Source organism: Pyrolobus fumarii 1A (assembly GCF_000223395.1).
Taxonomy (GTDB): Archaea; Thermoproteota; Thermoprotei_A; order Sulfolobales; family Pyrodictiaceae; genus Pyrolobus; species Pyrolobus fumarii.
The window spans coordinates 1,397,383-1,417,317 of the sequence record NC_015931.1 but is presented as its reverse complement, the minus strand read 5'-3'; the positions used below and the strand labels follow the sequence as shown (position 1 = coordinate 1,417,317).

General features: G+C 50.9%; 25 protein-coding genes. 14 read left to right on the top strand and 11 right to left on the bottom strand.

Annotation, left to right across the window (positions count from 1 at the left end; all coding sequences use genetic code 11):
- Positions 1–63: 63 nt before the first annotated feature.
- A complete protein-coding gene (locus PYRFU_RS07435; protein ID WP_167827896.1) occupies positions 64–750 on the bottom strand; it encodes a hypothetical protein in 687 nt (228 codons plus the stop codon).
- A gap of 27 nt (positions 751–777) precedes the next feature.
- Between PYRFU_RS07435 and PYRFU_RS07430 the strand changes: the two genes are divergently transcribed.
- Both PYRFU_RS07430 and PYRFU_RS07425 read left to right on the top strand, forming a co-directional pair.
- The gene (locus PYRFU_RS07430) at positions 778–1,917 is read left to right on the top strand and encodes an AAA family ATPase (protein ID WP_014027044.1); all 1,140 of its coding nucleotides are present in this window, start codon (positions 778–780) and stop codon (positions 1,915–1,917) included.
- Between the two features lie 32 nt (positions 1,918–1,949).
- Positions 1,950–3,323 (top strand): vWA domain-containing protein, encoded by a 1,374-nt coding sequence (locus PYRFU_RS07425; RefSeq protein ID WP_014027043.1) that lies wholly within the window; start codon positions 1,950–1,952, stop codon positions 3,321–3,323.
- Positions 3,324–3,326: 3 nt separating this feature from the next.
- Here the strand turns inward: PYRFU_RS07425 and PYRFU_RS07420 are convergent, their stop codons facing one another.
- Positions 3,327–4,202: a TatD family hydrolase gene (locus PYRFU_RS07420; protein ID WP_014027042.1), complete on the bottom strand. Its 876-nt coding sequence runs from the start codon at positions 4,200–4,202 to the stop codon at positions 3,327–3,329.
- Positions 4,203–4,390: 188 nt separating this feature from the next.
- On the opposite strand from PYRFU_RS07420, the gene serS reads away from it, so the two are divergent.
- The 6 genes from serS to PYRFU_RS07390 all read left to right on the top strand — a co-directional run bounded on the left by serS (position 4,391) and on the right by PYRFU_RS07390 (position 8,684).
- Positions 4,391–5,782, top strand: coding sequence for a serine--tRNA ligase (gene serS, locus PYRFU_RS07415; protein WP_014027041.1), 1,392 nt, complete (start codon positions 4,391–4,393; stop codon positions 5,780–5,782).
- A gap of 4 nt (positions 5,783–5,786) precedes the next feature.
- Entirely contained in the window at positions 5,787–6,065 is a 279-nt protein-coding gene (locus PYRFU_RS07410; protein WP_014027040.1) for a hypothetical protein, read from the top strand.
- A gap of 220 nt (positions 6,066–6,285) precedes the next feature.
- On the top strand, positions 6,286–6,516 hold the full coding sequence (locus PYRFU_RS07405; protein ID WP_048191873.1) for a winged helix-turn-helix transcriptional regulator: 231 nt from the start codon (positions 6,286–6,288) through the stop codon (positions 6,514–6,516).
- A 233-nt stretch (positions 6,517–6,749) separates the two neighbouring features.
- Positions 6,750–7,196: a hypothetical protein gene (locus tag PYRFU_RS07400; protein WP_014027039.1), complete on the top strand. Its 447-nt coding sequence runs from the start codon at positions 6,750–6,752 to the stop codon at positions 7,194–7,196.
- Positions 7,159–7,749 carry a hypothetical protein gene (locus PYRFU_RS07395; protein ID WP_014027038.1) on the top strand — a complete coding sequence of 197 codons (591 nt, stop codon included), beginning with the start codon at positions 7,159–7,161 and terminating at the stop codon, positions 7,747–7,749. Before PYRFU_RS07400 ends, PYRFU_RS07395 begins: the two co-directional genes overlap by 38 nt.
- Complete coding sequence (locus PYRFU_RS07390; RefSeq protein WP_014027037.1) at positions 7,734–8,684, top strand: hypothetical protein; 951 nt, start codon at positions 7,734–7,736, stop codon at positions 8,682–8,684. Before PYRFU_RS07395 ends, PYRFU_RS07390 begins: the two co-directional genes overlap by 16 nt.
- 22 nt (positions 8,685–8,706) lie before the next feature.
- On the opposite strand, the gene PYRFU_RS07385 is transcribed toward PYRFU_RS07390, so the two are convergent.
- The 3 genes from PYRFU_RS07385 to glyA form a co-directional block, all read right to left on the bottom strand.
- The gene (locus tag PYRFU_RS07385) at positions 8,707–9,123 is read right to left on the bottom strand and encodes a metal-sulfur cluster assembly factor (protein WP_048191869.1); all 417 of its coding nucleotides are present in this window, start codon (positions 9,121–9,123) and stop codon (positions 8,707–8,709) included.
- 8 nt (positions 9,124–9,131) lie between these two features.
- On the bottom strand, positions 9,132–9,950 hold the full coding sequence (locus PYRFU_RS07380) for a nicotinamide mononucleotide deamidase-related protein (protein WP_014027035.1): 819 nt from the start codon (positions 9,948–9,950) through the stop codon (positions 9,132–9,134).
- A 183-nt stretch (positions 9,951–10,133) separates the two neighbouring features.
- Positions 10,134–11,459 (bottom strand): serine hydroxymethyltransferase, encoded by a 1,326-nt coding sequence (gene glyA, locus PYRFU_RS07375; RefSeq protein WP_014027034.1) that lies wholly within the window; start codon positions 11,457–11,459, stop codon positions 10,134–10,136.
- Between the two features lie 108 nt (positions 11,460–11,567).
- On the opposite strand from glyA, the gene PYRFU_RS07370 reads away from it, so the two are divergent.
- Together PYRFU_RS07370 and PYRFU_RS07365 are read left to right on the top strand one after the other, a co-directional pair.
- Positions 11,568–11,801, top strand: coding sequence for a hypothetical protein (locus PYRFU_RS07370; protein ID WP_048191867.1), 234 nt, complete (start codon positions 11,568–11,570; stop codon positions 11,799–11,801).
- 192 nt (positions 11,802–11,993) lie between these two features.
- Positions 11,994–12,446 (top strand): hypothetical protein, encoded by a 453-nt coding sequence (locus PYRFU_RS07365; protein ID WP_014027032.1) that lies wholly within the window; start codon positions 11,994–11,996, stop codon positions 12,444–12,446.
- A gap of 12 nt (positions 12,447–12,458) precedes the next feature.
- Here PYRFU_RS07365 and PYRFU_RS07360 read toward each other — a convergent pair whose 3' ends face one another.
- The 4 genes from PYRFU_RS07360 to PYRFU_RS07345 are packed head-to-tail and all read right to left on the bottom strand — an operon-like array spanning position 12,459 to position 15,793.
- The gene (locus PYRFU_RS07360; RefSeq protein WP_014027031.1) at positions 12,459–13,352 is read right to left on the bottom strand and encodes a carbohydrate kinase family protein; all 894 of its coding nucleotides are present in this window, start codon (positions 13,350–13,352) and stop codon (positions 12,459–12,461) included.
- Positions 13,349–13,615, bottom strand: coding sequence for a C2H2-type zinc finger protein (locus PYRFU_RS07355; protein WP_014027030.1), 267 nt, complete (start codon positions 13,613–13,615; stop codon positions 13,349–13,351). The genes PYRFU_RS07360 and PYRFU_RS07355 overlap by 4 nt, the downstream gene beginning before the upstream one ends.
- 6 nt (positions 13,616–13,621) lie before the next feature.
- Positions 13,622–14,422, bottom strand: a complete 801-nt coding sequence (locus PYRFU_RS07350; RefSeq protein WP_014027029.1) for a CBS domain-containing protein — start codon at positions 14,420–14,422, stop codon at positions 13,622–13,624.
- A gap of 12 nt (positions 14,423–14,434) precedes the next feature.
- Positions 14,435–15,793: a digeranylgeranylglycerophospholipid reductase gene (locus tag PYRFU_RS07345; RefSeq protein WP_014027028.1), complete on the bottom strand. Its 1,359-nt coding sequence runs from the start codon at positions 15,791–15,793 to the stop codon at positions 14,435–14,437.
- Positions 15,794–15,932: 139 nt separating this feature from the next.
- On the opposite strand from PYRFU_RS07345, the gene hsp20 reads away from it, so the two are divergent.
- A complete protein-coding gene (hsp20, locus tag PYRFU_RS07340) occupies positions 15,933–16,466 on the top strand; it encodes an archaeal heat shock protein Hsp20 (protein WP_014027027.1) in 534 nt (177 codons plus the stop codon).
- A 25-nt stretch (positions 16,467–16,491) separates the two neighbouring features.
- Here hsp20 and PYRFU_RS07335 read toward each other — a convergent pair whose 3' ends face one another.
- On the bottom strand, positions 16,492–17,091 hold the full coding sequence (locus PYRFU_RS07335; protein ID WP_014027026.1) for a ZPR1 zinc finger domain-containing protein: 600 nt from the start codon (positions 17,089–17,091) through the stop codon (positions 16,492–16,494).
- 203 nt (positions 17,092–17,294) lie between these two features.
- On the opposite strand from PYRFU_RS07335, the gene PYRFU_RS07330 reads away from it, so the two are divergent.
- From PYRFU_RS07330 to PYRFU_RS07320, 3 genes are read left to right on the top strand one after another with little or no spacing between them, the layout of a single operon-like run.
- On the top strand, positions 17,295–17,699 hold the full coding sequence (locus tag PYRFU_RS07330) for a ribbon-helix-helix domain-containing protein (RefSeq protein ID WP_014027025.1): 405 nt from the start codon (positions 17,295–17,297) through the stop codon (positions 17,697–17,699).
- A 39-nt stretch (positions 17,700–17,738) separates the two neighbouring features.
- Entirely contained in the window at positions 17,739–18,698 is a 960-nt protein-coding gene (locus PYRFU_RS07325) for a radical SAM protein (protein WP_014027024.1), read from the top strand.
- The gene (locus PYRFU_RS07320) at positions 18,656–19,489 is read left to right on the top strand and encodes a radical SAM protein (protein ID WP_014027023.1); all 834 of its coding nucleotides are present in this window, start codon (positions 18,656–18,658) and stop codon (positions 19,487–19,489) included. The genes PYRFU_RS07325 and PYRFU_RS07320 overlap by 43 nt, the downstream gene beginning before the upstream one ends.
- Here PYRFU_RS07320 and lrs14 read toward each other — a convergent pair.
- Positions 19,457–19,879, bottom strand: coding sequence for an Lrs14 family HTH-type transcriptional regulator (lrs14, locus tag PYRFU_RS07315; RefSeq protein WP_167827895.1), 423 nt, complete (start codon positions 19,877–19,879; stop codon positions 19,457–19,459). The two genes, PYRFU_RS07320 and lrs14, sit on opposite strands and share 33 nt — an antisense overlap.
- Positions 19,880–19,935: the final 56 nt, after the last annotated feature.

Sequence of the window (19,935 nt, the reverse complement as noted above, 5' to 3'; positions counted from 1 at the left end):
ACAGCCAGTAGGATAAAGGACACTAGGGGATGGAGACCGATCTCGGATCTGAGAAAGTCTCTCCTATGCTGAGCCGTGTGAGGGCCGACCCCACCTGCTCATAACCTCCTCTACTGTTGGCTCAAGATTCTCAATATTCGGTATGAAGACAGCAACTTCATTCTCGAATTCAATGTATACTGTATCGTGACGAGTTGTGACACAAGCGTCTAGCAAGTTACAGGTACAGCCGGGAGGAGCACTTCTCGGGTCACTAACCAGTATGTAATCACTATGCTTTGTGCACCTACACGCGTATACCTGGTCGATGTGTTCGTCAACCACGTATCTCGGCGGGCAGTACGCGACGTAGATTATGCTGTAGTTGTCGTTCTTCTCGGCTAAACGGTGTGCATATCGTGTTGCAATGAGTGGAATGCCGTGAGCTACGAGACGTCTTGCAGCGTATCCTAGTAGGTTCGGTGTCTCGCGAATACATGTACTCTTGTTGCGGAGCCGCAATCTTATCGATGTTAGTGGGGGTAGGAGGCGTAGCGTATATCTCCAGGCTATCTTGCCTCGGGGGATGCACACGCGTGGTGCTAGCGGCCCCATTAGTGAGAAGCCCGTAGCGTAGCCCAGGTCGCTGAGGATGTACGCTACAAGTGCAGTCAGAATGCCGTAACCGATTACGAGTATGTTTCGAGTGTTGTGTGTGAAGAAGGGCAGATTAATAGGGTGTGTCTTAGTGTTACCATTATCCACGGGCACCTAGTCACCCTGGTGAGGTAGAAAGTATTGGTCAAGCAGGACGTGATTAAAACAGTTAGGCGCTTCTACGAGGAGCTTGCAGCTCCATTTGTCGGGCGCGAGGAAGAAGCACGTGCTATCACACTTGCGTTGCTTGCTCGTGAACATGTGATACTCATAGGTGAGCCCGGTACAGCCAAGTCAGCCCTCGCTAGGAGGGCAGCCCAGTTACTCAAGGCGCGCTTCTTCAAGTACCTGTTGACCAGGTATACAGAGCCATCAGAACTCTTTGGGCCGCTTGATATTGCTGCGTTGAAGGAAGGAAAGTATGTGCGCATAACGAAAGGTAAGCTGCCCGAAGCTGAGATAGTGTTCCTCGACGAGGTATTCAACGCTAACTCTGCGATACTCAACGCTCTATTGAGCATCATGCAGGAGCGTGTATGGTACGACGGTTATACTGAGATACGTGTGCCTCTGTGGACGCTTGTCGGCGCATCCAACCGGGTGCCCGATGAGCCGGAACTAGAGGCTGTGTATGATAGATTCCTCGTAAGACAGTACACGAGGCCGCTTCCGGAAAACAAGTGGGGTGAGCTCCTTGACGCTGCCTGGATGATAGAGTCGGGTAAGCTGCCAGAACCTAAGCCCGTCATGAGTATGGAGGATTTGATGGAGGCTCATAAACTGGTATTCCAGGTCGACTTGGAGCCTATTAAACAAAAGCTGTTGAGGCTCATAGCTGTATTCGAGGAGAGGGGTATACATCTCACAGACAGGCGTAAGGGCAAGGCGTTGAAGCTCATAGCAGCTAATGCTATCCTGGAGGGTAGGATGGTAGCCCAGGAAACCGACCTGCTAGTACTTAAATACATTGCTCCGAAGGACATTGAGGACTTCGACCGGGTCTCTATAATCCTCTCCGAGGAGCTAAAGACACCTGAAAAGTATCTCAAAGAGCTTAACGATATACGTATGAACATACGTGAGGCGGCAAGGCTGGTTGATACCCTGAAGAGTTACGACCCAAGGCTTGTTGACTTGTTCCGTAGTCTTAAGGTTGCTAAGAGTAAGGTAATCCACATTATGAAGGATACAGAGGATCAGGCGGTTAGGGCACTAGCCCAGCAAATAATATCAGAGATAGACGAGTTGCTAAGTAAGGTGTCCTACAAGCTCCACATGTAGGATTGGTAGGCTCTCTTCTGGGTGAGAGATTGATGCATCAGTTTGACGAGAAGGTTGAGACTAAGGAGGCTACTCGTGGTGGTGAGGGGCTAATAGTTGGTGTCAATTATGATGATCCTGCGGTACAGTATCGTGGCGAGAGGGTACTGTCTCTTGTGCGTAAACTGGTAGACAATGACAAACTTCCAGACTTTGTCGATGATGTGTTCGCTGTGAGCACCTACTATATGTTCTTCTTACCAGTGCCAATGATTAACCGCGAGTATGCCTCGAGAGTTAAGGATGCGAAGCGCGCCATCCAGCTTAAGATACTATCGCGCATCATGAGTATGGACAAATTTGAGGAGATTAGACGTTATACGATAGCAGACTCGTCAACCAGTATGGTAGTCTCAGCGGTATTCATGGAGACGTTGGTTCGCGAGTCGAGTAATATGTCGCAACAGATGCCTAGCAGTCTTGAGCAGAAGAGTGGCGAAGGACGAGAATCGGATATGGTTGGCAACGACTACGATTCTAACCTGCACCGTGCAATTAGCCGTGCACTACAGACGGCATGGTCGCACGCCGAGACAGCCAAACAGATACAGATGCTTGCGGCGCGCTTCGTAGCAGGAACCGGTAGCAGTCTCACGCTCGAGGACAGTATAACAGATGTGTTGCGATTAGCAAGGAACACTGATGTACGCAACATACTAGAAATGCTCAAGTCAATAGAAGAGGGCGAGACACGATTCAGAAGAAAGGTGCGTAAGAGTCCACGTGGCGAGCTAGACGGGTACGAGCTAGGTAGCGACGTGGAACGCATAGTACCCTCTGAGCTAGCGTTGCCACCGGAATTCCTTGCATACAAGCTGAGCGAGGGTAGTCTACTACTCTACCGAAAGGTTCTCCCAGAGTCTCATGGACCGTTGTACGTACTATTAGACAAGTCGGGTAGTATGATGGGCACGAAGATACTATGGGCTAAGGCTGTTGCGCTTGCTCTTGCACAGCGTGCTGCACGCGAGAGACGTGATTACTATGTACGGTTCTTCGATAGCATTCCATACCCGCCACTAAAGTTGCCTAAAAACGCACGAGGACGCGACCTGGTCAAGCTTCTGGACTACATAGCGAGGATAAGGGCTAATGGCGGTACTGACATAACACGTGCAGTCCTAGCTGCAATAGAAGATATACTTGCAGGTAAGAGAAGCGGTGTTGCTGACATAGTGTTGATAACTGATGGTGAAGACAAGGTAACCATAGAGGCTGTGAGGAGAGGCCTGGCTAAAGCAAAGGCAAGGCTCCATACGGTTATGATACAGGGCAACAACCCTGATCTAAAGGTGTTATCTGAGAGCTACATGAGTGTGGTCAAACTGTCTAAGGAGGAGGCGTTGAAAGTAGTAAACATCGGGTAACGCTCACGGGGGTTCAACGCCATAGAACTTTACGACATTATCCACGTTTATCTTGTAGAGTACCTCTTCACTTATCACGCCTTGATTGGCTAGTCTCTTTAATCTCTCGACGACCTCCCAGGGGCATGACGACACGCATGGCCTCTTAGGGTCGTCTATATAATCAGACTCCAGTAGCACCCTGTCAACTAGTTGCGAGTAATTACCGAAGTAGTATGAAAGCAGCTGTTCTTTCCCAGGCAATGTGGCGTAGAAACCATGTTGCACAGCGTACGATGCTACTCCTGGTTTCGAGTGGTGTAACAGTAGGCGTTCCTTTCTTGCCCCTATGCGCTCTACATCAAGCTCTGTAAGCTTTACCGTTATTTCGCCAGCGTTCTCGAGATGCAGGTGAACTATACAATCGTAGTCTCTACTAAGCTCTAAGGCACGCCTCGCAATCTCCATTGAGATTGCTACGTTCTCTGGACGTGTAGTGTAGTGTTGACGCCCAACTTCCCCAATACCGTCCAGCAGCCCCTCCTTACAGAGCCTAGCGACATACTCTACGACTTTCAACCCTAGCTCGAGCACCTTCAGGTGGTTAAGCCCTTTCTCCAAGAGCTTGTCCACATCGGCAGGATGGAATCCCGCTAGACATGCAACTCGAAGCCCAGCCTCCTTGGCTGCTTTACACTCACGCATGTGAATCTCTATCATCTTGCGGTACGCTTCAAACTCCAACCTAGCATCGATGCCATAGTGCCAAGGTGATAGTGCTACAAGTGCGATAAACCAACCACCTATGCTCCTAAACTTCTCGGCTATTCGCTTCGCGCCAATACCCTTCACGGGATTACTGTGAGCGTGAGCATCGCTAAACACAAGCCTACCTGCCAAACTATGCACCTGGTAGGCCGTAGGACGAGAAGCGCCCCCGTGTATAAACTACGGTCGGCGAGGACCACTTCAACATCGCCCGGAACACCCGGGCTCAGAGAGATGGTAGGGGCCTCCTCACCCCTACAATACCACTTTTGGCTCACCGTTATTCTAGGCTGCGAGATGGGTCTGATGGTGGGTAGGGCTTGCCGCTGTGGAGTGTATTGAAGTTAATTAGAGAGAATCCTGAGGCTTACAAAGAGTCCCTTAGGAAAAGGGGGCTTGACACAAGCATAGCTGATAGAGTTAGAGAGCTTGACGAGCTATGGAGAAAGAAGCTACAAGAGGTTAACGAGGTCCGGCATAAGCATAATGTAGTCACACGCATGATTGCAAAGGCACGTGACCCGGAGGAGAGAAAGCGGCTCATCGAGGAGGCAAGGAGATTACTAAAGCTGCGAGAAGAGTTAGAGAAGGAGCTAAAGCGTATAGAAGAAGAGCGCGAGAAACTGCTCTGGGGCCTACCGAACATAGTTCTACCCGACGTACCTGTCTGCCCCGAAGGCGTTGAGGGTATACCGATACGCTTCTGGGGCAAACCAAAGGTGTGGGAGGGTCACATTGACCAGTTCAAGGAGCAAACGGAAAGGTGGGGATTCCGCGTAGAACACGAGGTTATAGCTCAGAAGCCTGTGGGCCACGCTGATATGCTTGAAAATGTTCTCAAGCTTGGCGATACCAGGAAGGCTGCCGAGGTGGCAGGTTCGCGCTTCTACTACTTGTTTGACGATCTCGTATGGCTAGACATTGCCCTCTTGATGTACGCTATAGACTTCTTGACACAGCGTGGATATAGGCTAGTACTTCCGCCTTACATGTTGAGACACCGCGTCATAATGGGCGTAATAGATATAGAGACGTTCAAAGACGCGATCTACAAGATAGAGGATGAAGACCTCTACCTCATAGCAACGTCCGAGCATCCATTGGCAGCGCTCTACATGAACGAGGAGATACGCGAGGACGATTTGCCTATAAAACTTGTTGGAGTGTCGCCATGCTTCCGTAAAGAAGCTGGAGCTGGTAACAGAGACCTCAAAGGTATATTCAGGGTGCATCAGTTCCACAAGGTGGAACAGTTTGTATTTGCCAAACCTGAAGAGTCAAGCCAAATACTCGAGGAGCTTATACGCAACGCAGAGGAGCTGTTCAAGGGACTTGGCATCCCCTACCGTGTTGTAGCAATATGTGCACAGGAGCTTGGCGCGCCAGCTGCAAAGAAGTACGACCTTGAGGCCTGGATGCCTGCACAGGGTAGATACCGCGAGATGGTATCAGCTAGCAACTGTACCGATTGGCAAGCTTATCGCTTGAACATACGTCTCGTGCGCAAGAACATGGAGAAGGAGTATGTCCATACGCTTAACTCAACAGCAATTGCATCTACGAGGACTATAACGGCTATCCTAGAGAACTTCCAGGAGCCAGATGGTACCATCGTTATCCCTAAGGTGCTTCGCAAGTATCTCGAACCATTCCCAAAGGCGCCGAAGGATGCAATACACCCCGTGAAGAGGGAGAGAGGCGGGAAGGGGTGAGCCATTGGGTATTATTGACAAGTTTTTCGTAAGAAAGGATGCTCGCAAAGAACTTGAGATGATATTGAGCAACATGAGCCCTTGGCATTCGGCGCTCTTCTATGCTGACGAGGAAGTCTCCCGTATCCTCCAAGAACTCTATAACCGGTGGGAGCAGAACGACCGACGCGGCGAGCCACTAGACTACGCCAAAGACGATGAGCTCGAGCTCTTATTGGCAAAGGCTAAGCGGGTTGCAAGAATGCCAGCCTGGCAAGCCTTTCGAGGCGTGGTTAGCCTCTAGACCCATACTTTTATCTGGGCACTTGATAATACCCTTCACGTCACGTCCTTGGCGGTACCACGAGTCAAGCATAACGGGTCACTAATACCAGCTGCAGCGGGAGCATAGCATAATCGTGTGTGGTTAAAGGAATGATACCTGTTTCTCCGCTCTGGGCCGACCAAAAGAGCAAAACGCCCCATCCCTAATCGATGATAGAACCGGAATGGGTGGGTGTAGGATGGCTAGCACCCTAGACGAGCTAGACATTAAGATACTCAAGGCGCTCGCCGAGGCTGGTACCGCGCTACGCCCCAAGGAGATCGCTGAGAGGATCGGCGAGGACGGCCGCCGCGTCGCCGCCAAGATGAGGAAGCTCGTGAGGCTAGGCTATGTTGAGAGGCTAGAGGACGGCAGGTACCAGATCACCGACGCTGGTAAGCAGGCAGTCGAGCAGCACGCCACCGCCTAAGTCCGCAGCGTGTCGGGCCCCGGGAGTCAAACACCCCCAGCTCCATTTTTACACCAAACCTCTCCCGGTCGCGCGCCCCTGCCCACCCTTGCTGTGGGGAGTATTTGTTGTTATATTCACATGTGTTGTGCTCTGTTTTAGGGTCGGCTGGTGGCCTGCTCTTCACCGGGGTTTACCCTCAGTTGTCTGCCAGCCTGCTCGCCATCCCCGGGTGATAGGAGGTGGATGCGTGAATGTTAAGCTTGAAGAATGTTGTAGCGCGTCTTGAGAGAGAAGAGTTGGGTAGCATAATAGAGGATGTCCGAAGTGTTGTATCACGTGTTGGCGCTGAACGTGTGTATCCCTTGGCCTGGATCTTGTATCGTGCCTCAAGTGCCATTGAAAATGTGTTTGGCTCGGGCATACCCCCTTCGGCCGAGCGTATCAGTAGTCTAGAGGTGCTGTTGACGGATCTTGCGGTTGAGGCCCAGGTGTATAGTCTACGTGGTGTTGTTGACGAGAGGCTTGCCAGGGAGGTTGGCGAACTCCTCGTGGATGAGAGGCTAGTATCTCTTCTAAGGAGTTGTAGAGCAGGCTCGTGTAACCCCCGTGGGGTCGTGCGCTGGGGTCTAATCTTCAAGTTGCTTGCGGAGGTGTTATGGGTTGCAGGCGGATCGGGTAGAGATTGTATACCGGGTTAAGTCAAGGTCTTGTCTGTATTTTGAGGGCTTCTCTGAAGAGATAGCTGCGCCTATACGTGTAACGAGCGTGACAAGAGTGAAATGTGACGGTAACGTGTTTGTCGTGCCGCGTATACCGGGTAGAGAGATACGGCGTGTGGTTGGCGTGGAGGATGGGAATGTAGTATTCAGCGACCTATACCCACCCTGTGAGCTACTAAAACGTCTACTAGAGGCGCGTGGTGTTGTTGAACTTGGAGAGTTTGTGGAGCTCCGTTACGTATCATTTGTGGATAGGGTGGCTGGGTTACCTGTACGCTGTTACGTTACTGTCGTGAAACCCGATGTTGTGTTTGAAGGGTTGATTATAATTGAAGAGCCTTGTAGGAAAGTTGGGGTTGTAAAGAGGATATTGGATGTTCTGTCGGCAGGCGAACTAATCGTGGGTGGACTAAGGCTCATGGGTTGTGGCGTGATAAGCGTGGATAACATTGCTTTGCGCGTTAACGGTGAAACTATTGAGGGTAGTGTAGCTGTGCAGGAGGTGCTGGACAAGCTATGCAAGAGCTACTAGTAAGGGTGTATGTGCCTGGTTTCTATGCCAACCCGCCGAATGTAGTGTTGAAGCGTGGTGTAGACTATGCGTATCGCGGCGGTAAGTTAGTGTTAATGAGGTATGGTGTCGAGTGTATTGGTAAGCGTACGGTGCAATCTGCAAGACGTGTACGGAGAATGCTACGGGGCGGCCGTGTACCAACATGCGAGGAGCATAACGTAATCGATGTGCTATCGAATATAGAGTGTGATACACTCTTCGCCTCTTATACAATAGTACCGTCTCCCTTAGAGGTTGTGAACAGTATACTGGCAGCCCACATATATGCTCAGATAGTGGAAGGCAGGCTGAACATCTCTCGTATTGCTCGTGAGTATAGCCTCGCGTCATGTAGTCTAATTGAGACGTATTGGTGGAAGATACTCGAGGAGCTATACGGGCGTAAAGCTCTGCGTCTAACTAGTGCACATTTAGAGGACGTGATTGAAGAGAGACCCGTGCATGCAAGCATAGCGCCTGGCTCGCGGGGGCGTGTTGCTTTACGCCGGGCTCGTTGCTACCTAGGATGTACTGGTTGTAGAGTCATCTACAAGCTAACATTGCCAGAGGAAATCGATGTTAACAAAGTACTGAGAGTGTATAGCGATGCGCAGCTTAGGGCAGCTAAGCGATTACAAGATGAGCTAGGATTAACTGCACGCATACCAATAGCCCACGATGAAGGATACACAGTGAAGACCGGTGTAGGCTCGTGGCCGCTAACGAGCATAGTAGCCTTAGCGTGGTTAAACGAGCTGAGTACTGGACGTGCAATTGAAGCAGTATTTGAGGCCTATCGTAGATGTGGTGGCGCCAGGATATGGCCTCCTCGCAGCCTAGATGTTGTCATTACACGAGAAGGGTTGTATGAGGAGCCCGGATGGATCTCGATCCAAGTAGTCGAAGCATCTTAAAGAGTTTAAAGAGTCATATTGTTCAAGCTCCTTGCTGATTATCGCTATCTAATCCCATTCTCTTTATCATCTCCTCCACTATGTCATAGCCGTATAACGCCTTGAGCTTCTCCCTGCCCTCCTTGGTTATACGTCGAGGATCCCAAGGCCTGTACAAGTCCAACTCCACTTGTACATTCTTGGCTTCTGGCACCTTCCTCCGGATAGCCTCTTCAGCTTGAGCAACGATCATATACGCTACTGGGCAGCCTGGCGCCGTGGCACCAAGCACAACCTTCACATTACCCTCATCGTCGACATTGATATCGTATACAAGGCCTAGGTTGTAAACGTCTACCGGTATCTCAGGATCATACACCTCTTTAAGCGCCTCTATCACCTTACGTTTAATCTCCTCGCGGTTTACACCCACACCCACACACCGGAAGTTAGGCAACATGTAGAGGGTTAATCTCGTAGCCTACGCACGCTAACCTCAGAGATACGACCCCCCTCAGCCCTAGCAGCCTCAACGATAGCTTCAGCAGCGCGTCTAGCTATATTCTCGGCTTTGTCGCACGAATCGCTATACACGAGTACACGTATGTCCAGAATTGGATTTGATATCTCATCGCCTTGTGGGTGACTCTTCACATAGCACTCCGGGCACTCTCTCATGACGCGTTTGATGTGCGGTGCCATAGACGATTCCGGCACCCCTTCTACGACGACACTAGCTTCAACTAAACATGGAGGTTTAACTATACCCTCCAGGACTTTCGCAACATACCCCTTGAACATAGCTTCCATTTCTCGAGGTACGCCAGGTAGGCAGAAATAATGCGTACCCTCATGGACAAGGTGGATACCTGGTGCAGTACCCACCGGGTTAGGGATAGGAGTAGCGCCTTCCGGTAGCATAGCCATCTTCAACCTACTCTCTGTAAGAGGCAAACCTAGTCTAGCGTACTTCTCCTCAACCATCCTCCTAGCCTCCTCGTTTATCACAAGCTTTCTACCCGTCGCCTTCGCGAGAAACTCGGCGGTACGGTCATCTGGTGTAGGGCCAAGCCCCCCAGTGCACACAACCACATGCGCCTTGCTCCCAGCCTCCCTTAGAACCTCAACCGCGTCAACCTCCTCATCCGGGGCTACGATGATACGCCTTACATCGAAACCCCTGATAGTCAACTCTCTTGCAAGCCACGAACCGTTAGTATTGACTATCCTGCCGATAAGGAGCTCGTTACCGAAGTTTATTATCCATGCAATCGGTTTGTGTGTCAAAGCAAATCCCCTAGTATAACTGGAACCTAGTTTTGTAAACCACTTGGGGGGCGCGCCGGCCCTCCCGACAACCCCATTGCAAAGGGGATAGGATGAGGGAGGGCACTTAGCCCCCCGACACGCTCCTCTCAGAGCAACAAAATATCAGTAGCTATCGTGTTTTACTCGTCGGCGGTGATGGCGTCAATAGAGTAGTAATAGCTTACCATTTTCGGTAGGGTCTACGTCGAACGCATAGTGTACCTTCTGGAAGTTCCTGCGGAACTCTACAACCTCTTTCCTAACCTTTGCCGGATCTTCGCCGTCGATAACCACTCTGCGCATGAATCGCGCAATTTCCCTCATATCATCCTCTTTCATGCCCCATCTAGTCATCTCCTGGACCCCTAGGCGCAGGCCGCTTGGGTTCTTGATCGCATCTGGCGGGTCGTACGGCAGGAGGTTCTTATTCACGATTATGTTTGCTTCTTCGAGGAGTTGTGCAGCCTTAGCACCACCTCCATACTCCCTTACGTCAACAGCTACTTGATGGCTGCGCGTGTATCCGAGATGCTCACCGAGTACCTTGAATCCTTCCGCTGCCAGCGCTTCTGCTAGTGCCTTGGCGTTCCTCACAACTTGGTCGGCATAAGCCTCGCCGTAGTACTTCATTTCAAGCGCTGTTATTGCGAGGGCTGGAAGTCTGTGAAGGTGATGGTTGCTCACGAAATACGGGAACACTATGCGCGACACGGCCTTGTAGAGATCCTCTTGACGCGTAGCTATGATCCCTCCTTGCGGCCCTGGGAACGTCTTGTGCGTAGATGCGGTCATTATATCGGCTCCGTGATCCAGCGGGTTCCTCCACCTCTTGCCAACTATGAGTCCCAGTACGTGTGCAGCATCATAGACGAGTTTTGCACCGACAGAGTGTGCGGCCTCAGCTATCTCGCGGACTGGGTGCGGGAATAGGTAGAGGCTGCCGCCGAGCACGACAAAGACGGGTTTAACATCCTCTATCATCTTAACAGCCTTGTCAACATCGACGTTGAGATTGTCGGGGTCGTAGGGCAACTCTATATGCTCTATGCAGAGGGCGCCAAGTGTACCAAACTTTGTATGGCTTACATGGGCGCCGGCCTGAACCGGGGCTATCAGAGCCTTAGGACGCCCCTCGCTAGAGGGGCATGAGGCGAGTGCTCTGAAAACTGTAGCATTAGCGATTGTGCCGCTCACGGGCCGAGGCTCGATAAACGCACCGCCTAGAAGCTCGCCCATATACTTCATCACTAGTTCTTCCACGACATCCACGTAGCGTAGACCTTGATAGTACCTCTTCCGGGGCTTACCTTCAGCATAACGGTGCATCATATCGTTGAGGTAGGCTGCCTCTGCAAGGGGGCTCATCACGTTCTCACTTGCAATCAGGTTTATTGTTTCACGTCTCCAACGGTTATGTGCCCTTGTGGTTTCGATAACCTCGCGCACCTCTGAGGGTAGGCGTGCGAGTATCTCATCCCACGAGACCAATAGCTCGCCAGCCCCGTGTGCAGCGTGCAGCGTCTCCCATCCTTTAAACCGGCACCCTCCGTTTTGGATAAAGGAGTGGGTATTACGCGGATAACTTGGGTAGAGTGTATGCCCCTCGAGCACCTAAGTGAGAAGGGTAAGACGGCGCTCGAGAAAGCAGTAGAGCTGCTACTCAAGCACGGTGTGAGCGATGAGCTTGAGGCTTACTATCTACTCGTGAAGCACGAGAAGACTCTAGGCTACCCGGTGACATACGAGTTTGTGATAGAGGCTCTCAGGATAGCTGAGGCTAGGAGAATGGCCATGTACACAGCTAGAGCTGAGGCTAAGGCGGCTGTCTAGACTGTTTTTCATAACGGCTGTGAGGCTCCCAGCGGGGTCCGAGCACATAGCGATGAGGAGCCGGTTCCGGGCGCACCGAGCCGCATGTTAACAGTAGTAAGTAGAGCCCCTCCGTACTACCGGGCGAATTACCAGGGTGTAGGGGTGTAGAGCAGAGTAGCGGTTACTTTCGGTTGGGGGTGCCTCTCTCCAATGACTGTTGGATTAGACGTCGAGCGCGAAATCACCACTCCCACCTTAGGCGTAGGTCTACTATCGTATGACACTATGGATATGCAGCTGGAGGCCAACGAGGATGCTGTTATAGAGGTTGTGATGGCGCTTAACGACGAGAGTGAGAATGCACTGGAGGTTGCGAGACGCGCGGCGGAGAGGCTACGCGAAGAGTATGGCGTTAACGCGGTCATAGTGCCTCGCGTTGAATATTGGGGCCACCTTCCACCAGGTTACGCGCCTTACCCCCGCATAGTGGTTAATGGTGAGCTTGTAGCTGTGGGCGTTGAGAGCCTTAACGAGGATAGGATAATCGATGCGGTGCTAGCACTACTAGGTGAAAGGAGCGAGCGTGTACCCATGCCACAAGAGTTTGCCCCGCTTGGGAGGAGGCACTTTGCTGCTCCCGCGGAAGCCGCTGCAATGGCTTAACACTCGGTAAGCTTACACACTTGCATGCTTATACAGCTCCTCGCGTGTAACCCGGCTCGCTATAACCTCCTTGGCAAACTTCCTCACATCCTCGAGGCCTACACCCTCGTATGTACGCCTAGCGTGTAGCCCACAGGTAACAACCGCCAACTTTGCAGCCTCGATAGGCTCTAGGCCAAGAATGTATCTGGCATAGGCGTACGAAGATGTTAGCACATCGCCCATTCCAGTCGGGTCGGTTGCGCGTGGGCCCCAGGCCCTAACATGCCACCAGACGCCATCGTAGCCTAGAAGCAACCCTCGGTATCCCATGGATAGCAGTATCTCCACGCCCTCCCCGGTCAACTCAGAGAGTTTCTCCAGCACAGCCTCTAGACTATCATTAAAACATACTATCATCTCGTCAATGTCGCCGTGGAGTGCCTTAGCCTTAGAGAGGTTAAACTCTTGACATGCGCCTTTGACGAGCCTCAATGGGCCGACGCGTCGCTCTCTAACCAAGCCCTGTATATCGACAAATGCATCGCTCAGTAATTGATCAAGCAGAGGCTTAGGATATTCACGTAGAACGGGAGAGACTATCCTCGGCTCTCTGATCGGTGTGCTACGGACTAGCGGTCCAAGGCTTTCTACTATCATTTCTCGTTTATCACCGCGGTACTCTATATGGAAGCGTGTTGTCTCATCATCAAGGCTAAAGATGAGCTTACCGAACCTCACACCTCTACGAACGTACTCTGCGATTACCCTGTGCCCGTCTCTGCCGACGCCACCATACACGTAGACAGTGAAGCCAAGTATACGTCCGGCGATTGCCGCGTAGATGGCTGGCCCTCCAGCCTCGATGCGACTCCCTTTGACGTCAAGTGTCGGGTTAGCATACACGTGTAGCCTATCTGCGCTCAACTCTCCTCCCCTATCTCCTCGAGCTTAGCGCCTTCTTCACCCTCCTCGATGCTTACACGGATAGTCTCTATACGTTCGCGTCTAGCGTGCGTGAGCATATGTCTCAGCAAGTCCTCTATACTGAAGAAGTATATTGCTGAGTCGCTTATGCCGCAAATGGGGCATGCATACATACCCGTCACTTTGTCCTTCTTGACTTTTAGCTTGACACCCCACTTTTCAATAACTAGCTCCTCCCACTGGGGCTCCCACTGAAGAGCCATATCGTGTCACCTTAGCTCCCTAGAAGAGCTTTGTAGCGAACGTATAGCCGCTAATCTGCCGATATCGTGTGCCAAAACCACACCCGCAAATCCCTTCTCCCCCCTAGCAACAGGCATGATGTATATGTTGTGAAGTGACATTATCTTCACTGCTGTTACCAAAGCCTCGTCATAGTCAACGCTTTTTGGCGTTGTCGTAGAGATGAAGGATGATATAGGCTCAGTATATGGTCTTTCACCCCTGAGTATAGCTCTTAGAAAGTCTGTTGCAGAGAAGATGCCACGTATGCTACCGTCGCTCTCGATAACGATCAATCGCCATGTTGGGAGCATACTTGTTTGGAGAAATGCGTCTCTTACACTGATATCTGGATAAGCCACCCACCAACTCTGGCTCGATACGACGCTCCCAACATGGTCGCCCCTCAATAGCTCTACGAGATCGTTAAGCGCATCTAGAACCGTGTAAACCGTATACTTGTCACTGTCCATCTTAACTACGAAATCTAATCCGTGAGTCAGCATATCCATGAGAGCGCTTACGGGCTCCACATGCTCCTCGAATACTATGTGTGGCTGATAGCGCACATCTCGTACATACAGCCTCTCTATGGTCTCATGTGGTTCCCTACCCTTAATCCACTCGAGTGCAATCTTTCTGACAATGGACATTAGGTTGATGACACCTTCTATCCTGTCCTCACTCACTACTATCCCGCAGCGGCAACGAGAACCTATGATATTCTCGAGTACATCAGCGAGCTTATCATCTGGGTTTATGAGAGGTGCCTCGTGCTTAACCCTCATATAGTCATCACCTTACCTGGAGATCTTTACGAGGAACTCGTTAAACAAGCTCTTTACTTGCTCTCTCCATTGTGCCAGTTTTCTCGGATCCTCTGGGTAAGCATGGTAGAGCTTCCTAACCTTCTCCATATACTCGGCTACGAGCTTGAGTTTGAGTAGTAGAGACGGTCTTCTCAATCCACGTAGTATTATCATGGCTTTTTCTACGACGCTCAGCCGGAGCTCGCCAGTCGTGCTTGTAAAGTAGACGTCGGACTCGGGCATAATACGTTGTGACATGCCATACTCTATGTCGTCGTTGCTAAGCCTTTGTAGGAAGAGGCGGAAGATGTCTAGTGCGGCTTGTTTCGCGCCGAGGCTCTTCATGTAGCGTGTGTTGAGACTCCATAGACACTCTTCACTGAAGCAGCCTTTATCATGAGCCTCCTTGTAGGCCTCGGCAGCCAGCCTGGCAGCGTAGAATGCATAACCTATGCCTCCCCCATGCACCGGATTTACTGTAAACCCGGCATCGCCTATGACGAGCAAACCTGGGCCTACAAGTGTATCTGCTGGTCTCCTCGTAGGCACCACGGCGCCTCCAGCTTCAATTACACGGCGTGGGGGTGGCGCAAGACCTCGCTCATAGAGTTGAGTAAATTGTTGACGTGGATGTGGATTGCCAACGCCTCCTTGCACGCCAAGTCCTATGTTGATCACGTTTTTGCCCTCGGGGAAGAGCCACCAGTAACCGCCTGGTGCAATCTCTTGATTGATGTATATTCGAATGTAGTTCGGCTCTTCAACTTCATCACTAAGCTCCTGAACCTCACGGTAGGCTATGTTGGTGTCCTTCATGTCAAGTCTCTCTGCAACCGGCCAATCGCGGGGCAACCCTCTCTTAACGACCATTGAATAACCAGTAGCCTCTATGACGATGTTGCCTCTGCACTCCAGGTGCTCCCCGCTCTTCAGCCTCACTCTTAAGCCCGCAACCCTACCATTCTCGACTATTGGTGCCTCCACGCTAGACTCTAGGAAGATTTGCGCGCCTCTCCTCTCAGCCTCGCGTAGCAACCATCTGCCTAGGCCTCTCCTATCGATTATGTAGCCCTCGCCTCGAACACGGTAAACGGTTTCGAGTGACGGGCTATATATCAAGACGCCATCAATCTTGTTGTGTATGACTTCAGAGGGTGGCTCTGGGAGCCCCGCATTAGGGAAGTGATGAGCGCCTATAGCGTCTCCACAGGGCTTACCCCATACGTTATCCCAGCCACGTATCTCGAAAAGTGCAACATTGAATCCCATCCTTGCCAGATGGTATGCGGCTACTGTGCCAGCGGGCCCACCGCCAGCGATAAGAACTTCAAAGCGACACTCTCGCGTCAAGAGCGTCTACCACCGGTTATGTATAGCGCTATAGAGTATTAGCCCTGGCGCTGTCTTGTAGCCTCCTAGTCTATCTCGCAATCGTGTCTAGCCAATTGAATATTAGCCCATACCGTGGCTACAGAGTAAGGAGAGAAGCATGGCTTGGGGTAGGAGATACCGTAGCATATTTGAGTGGTTTGACGAGGTGTTCCGTAGCATTGAGGAGGAGATAGCTGCCCTCGAGAGGGAGCTAATGGAGCTGGTGCGTAGTGGTCGTGCGGAGGTACGCGGCCCCTATATCTACGGCTTTAGGATAGTGATAGGGCCGGACGGGAAGCCGATAATCGAGGAGTTTGGCAACATCAAGAGAAGGTATGGGCGCACCGAGATACTAGAGGAGAGGGAGCCTCTTGTAGACGTCTTTGAAGATGAGGATAAGATAACAGTGATCGCAGAGCTGCCTGGCGTTGACAAGGATAAGATAAAGGTGCGTATTAAGGACAACAAACTCATCATAAGAGCCAGCAACGGGCAGAAGTACTACAAGGAGGTCGAGTTACCCGCCAAAGTTAAGCCTGAAACCGCAAAAGCACGCTACAAGAACGGCGTGCTAGAGGTTGTTATCGAGAAGGAGAAGCCAAAGAAAGTGGTAGAAGAGATTGAAGAAGGTCACGAGGTAAAGGTTGAGTAAGCTCGGGTGATCAAGCCGAACAAAACTAGTTCTCATCTTCACGCATCTCTTTCTCGGTCTGTGTATTGTTTTTTATGTTCATGGGCTCTACTATAGTCTCGTGTGACGCTATTGCGCTGACGCCCTCTGGATCCTCAATTATAAGCTCGAACCTCCTCTTGCCGTCAATAGCATCTTCTAACGCTCTTTTGACTTGGAGGCACTTTTCGCGATTCACTTCGGGATCCTCGCATAGAAAGTCAACAATTTCCTTGAAACGGTGGAGTACGCCCTCTACCGTGGTGATGAATCCGTCGGCAACAGGGCCGGGCTTCATCTCGAGATCGCCCTCTTCGGATAAGCCACGTATCTTGACAGTTGCTGAAGGTGCTCTCACAACTAGCACATTGAGATGCTCCGGTTTTGTCACTTTGAGTCTTAGTATTTGTGGAGACTTCTGCTCGGCTACTCTCACGTCGCGGAACGTGAAGCCACAGTTGGAGCATCTGCCTACAGCCATCGTTACGGGTCCGATTATCGGTACTTGGTACAGATACACTTGTACTTCAAGTGTCTCCTTGTTGCATGCGGGACATTTCGTCTTCTCCTCGTGTAGTTTTACCGGTTCAGGGAGCCTTTGCTCCATAAAGCTACACGCTCCGGCGGGTTACTATTCGAAGCTACAAGCCGATTTAATGGTAAGCCGGTACTACCACACACGGCTTTTAATGAGCTGATGCAACACTATCTTGCGTTGGTATTATGATTGGCAAGTAGAGCCAAGGGTGTAGCCTTCAAGCGCGTGTAGCAAGGTATGTAGGTGTTACCGGTAGGCGCGGTGTTAGAGCCTTGGCTGCATACAATGCTGGAGAGGCTTTCCGTAAAAGAGACGCTGAGAGCTTCACACATGATGTCACAAGCAGTGACGCTGGAATGATAATGCATCCTCGCTCCATGCCGACCGTCTTTGAATTGCCAGCAGGTGGTAGAAAGAAGGTAGTGTCGGTTAAGATGGAGTCTAGTCTTGTTGAGGAACTCGACCGCGTGTGGCAAGAATTGGGGTACACCTCACGCTCCCAGTTCATACGAGAGGCTATAGTGTACTACATGGTAGTGGCGCGTGCAGTCAAAGACGGTAATCTTTGCCTCTGCGAGTGTAACACGACTCCAAACGCTCGCAGATTAGAGGATGTCCTGGCAGAGAAGATAGCAGAGTATGTTACAGAAGAGGGCATCGAGAACGATATGTTTTAACGCCATTCGCCTTTTTGAAGGTTACCGGCTGGTGCTTCCGTGCATGTCTACGTCTCGTTGGCGACTCTATTCGTACTGCGTGGCGAGAAGCTCCCTCGCTGGATGAGACGCGTAGCCTACCTACTTATGGACGGAAAGTGTGTAGCTACATGCGCTTATTGCGAGTTGAGTGGTGCCCCCGTTGCAGGTGAGAGGGTAAAGCTGTCTAGAGTAACATGGTACAAGGTTGATTTGCGCGAGATCGTCTCTGCTCTTAGTGAATTTGAACGCGTATGTATACAGACGGTCATCGGACCTAATATGGGACGGAAACTAGTACAGCTAGTGCGTATTATAGCAAGAGTTAATCCCCGTATTTCAGTCTCGATAGCAGTTGCGGGTAAACCGCTCCTAGAGGAGCTTAGAGACGAAGGCGTAGAGACACTGGGAATCGGGCTAGATGCAGCGACGCCAAGGCTTGCTATGAAGCTAGGCAAACCATATCCCTATAGCCTGTACATGCGTACTTTGCGAGATGCGGTGGAAGTGTTTGGAGATAGGCGAGTATACGTGCATCTCATAGTCGGTGTTGGAGAGAAGGCCAGTGAGCTAGCGGCTACAATGAGACACGTCAAGAGGCTTGGCGGCAGAATAGCTCTGTTCGCATACACTCCTAGCGCTAAGCTGGGGGGTAAGCCACCAAGCCTATGTTACTATCGGGGCGCCCAACTATACCGTCAATTGCTCGATGAGGGTGTAAACCCTGACTCCTACATAACACCATCACCTTTCAATCCACAAGGTTGGGTGTTGAAGAGAACCCCGCCGTTAGAGATTGTTGAGCGTGCAATAGTGACCAGCGGGTGCCCCGCTTGTAACCGCCCATACTACAACGAGCGCCCAAGAGGCACACTCTACAATATACCCTGGGAGCCAGACAAGCGAGAGGTGTATGAGGCTCTAGAGGCGCTAAGAGCATGTGGAGAGTCAAACTATTCGAACCTGGTGACAAGTATCTAGCGATTAGCATAACCGGGCATAGTTGCAGCCTTCAATGCGATTACTGTCGTGGAAGATGGCTCCGTGGTATGATACCCGCTCCCACACCTGCAATGCTAGAGAGACTCCTGGACAAGATTGTCTCCAAGGGTGTAACCGGGATATTAATCAGTGGAGGATTTACCCGTGAGGCAAGGCTGCCATTTGAGCCATTTATCGGAGTGTTAAAGCGCTTCAAAATGAAAACAAGAGTTGTAATCTCGATGCATACAGGATTCATTAGTGAAAAGCAAGCAAAGATGTTGCTTGACATAGTAGACGTAATCGACTATGAGGTGCCCTTGACCAACACGCATCTTAGCATGATGCATGTATGGCACCGTAAGCCCATAGATTACATATACAATGCTGCTATGTTGAAAGACATGGGCTTCCATGTAGCACCTCATGTTCTGTTAGGCTTGCCTGGTGTAAGCGTAAGTGAAGAGAGTGAAATGCTGAGTATGTTGGCTCGTCTAGTAAAGCCGGACATCCTAGTGATGCTATATCACCTTGAGACAAAGCATAGGCCTCGGGATGTGGTCAACCGATTGTTGCTGGCAGTTAGAACGGTAAGAGGATATGTTAACGAGGTTTCACTCGGTTGCATGCGTCCTCTGTTCCTCAAAAACTATGAAGAGATTGTTATGTCGGTATTTGACCGGATAGCCGTGCCGACATTAAGACTGAAAAAGCTGATTCAAAGGGTGTATCCGTTTTGCTGCTCGGTTCCTCGTAGTCTACTCGTTAGTCTTGGCTACAGCCTTGCGTAGAGATGATAGTAGCATGTTCTTTATACCCTCTTCGAACGCTTTTGCACAGAAGTCTAGGTCGTTCTGTATCTTTGATAGCAGATTTGCAGGGTCGCGTATATAGTAGAAGTAGCGTGGCCTACCCGCAGTCTTCCTCGTCTCTCTTTCACGCTCAACGAACCCTATCGCCGCTAGCTTGTTTAATGAACGGTTAATGGTAGCCTTGCTAAGCCCTAGTTTGTTTGCAAGAGTCTCGACGTCATACTTACCACCTTGCAGCATCACGATCAGTATCTCTATGTCGGTCTCTGACAAGTTGTAGCAGAATTTCAACGCCTCTAATGGCGTTATCTCCCGGCCGCTGGGTAATTTAACTCGTTGAGCAGCTATCTCTATTGCAGCCAACTCCACCGGCCCCAATTAGTGCGTGGTAGTGTAACAAAAAGATACATTTTTACGTTTCCCGA

Bases quoted from the DNA above. Each gene is read 5' to 3' on its own strand.
- PYRFU_RS07425 (WP_014027043.1), top strand. From the start codon at position 1,950: ATGCATCAGTTTGACGAGAAGGTTGAGACTAAGGAGGCTACTCGTGGT.
- PYRFU_RS07405 (WP_048191873.1), top strand. From the start codon at position 6,286: ATGGCTAGCACCCTAGACGAGCTAGACATTAAGATACTCAAGGCGCTC.
- PYRFU_RS07400 (WP_014027039.1), top strand. From the start codon at position 6,750: ATGTTAAGCTTGAAGAATGTTGTAGCGCGTCTTGAGAGAGAAGAGTTG.
- PYRFU_RS07390 (WP_014027037.1), top strand. From the start codon at position 7,734: ATGCAAGAGCTACTAGTAAGGGTGTATGTGCCTGGTTTCTATGCCAAC.
- PYRFU_RS07385 (WP_048191869.1), bottom strand. From the start codon at position 9,123: ATGTTGCCTAACTTCCGGTGTGTGGGTGTGGGTGTAAACCGCGAGGAG.
- PYRFU_RS07370 (WP_048191867.1), top strand. From the start codon at position 11,568: ATGCCCCTCGAGCACCTAAGTGAGAAGGGTAAGACGGCGCTCGAGAAA.
- PYRFU_RS07365 (WP_014027032.1), top strand. From the start codon at position 11,994: ATGACTGTTGGATTAGACGTCGAGCGCGAAATCACCACTCCCACCTTA.
- PYRFU_RS07355 (WP_014027030.1), bottom strand. From the start codon at position 13,615: ATGGCTCTTCAGTGGGAGCCCCAGTGGGAGGAGCTAGTTATTGAAAAG.
- PYRFU_RS07350 (WP_014027029.1), bottom strand. From the start codon at position 14,422: ATGAGGGTTAAGCACGAGGCACCTCTCATAAACCCAGATGATAAGCTC.
- hsp20 (WP_014027027.1), top strand. From the start codon at position 15,933: ATGGCTTGGGGTAGGAGATACCGTAGCATATTTGAGTGGTTTGACGAG.
- PYRFU_RS07335 (WP_014027026.1), bottom strand. From the start codon at position 17,091: ATGGAGCAAAGGCTCCCTGAACCGGTAAAACTACACGAGGAGAAGACG.
- PYRFU_RS07320 (WP_014027023.1), top strand. From the start codon at position 18,656: ATGTGGAGAGTCAAACTATTCGAACCTGGTGACAAGTATCTAGCGATT.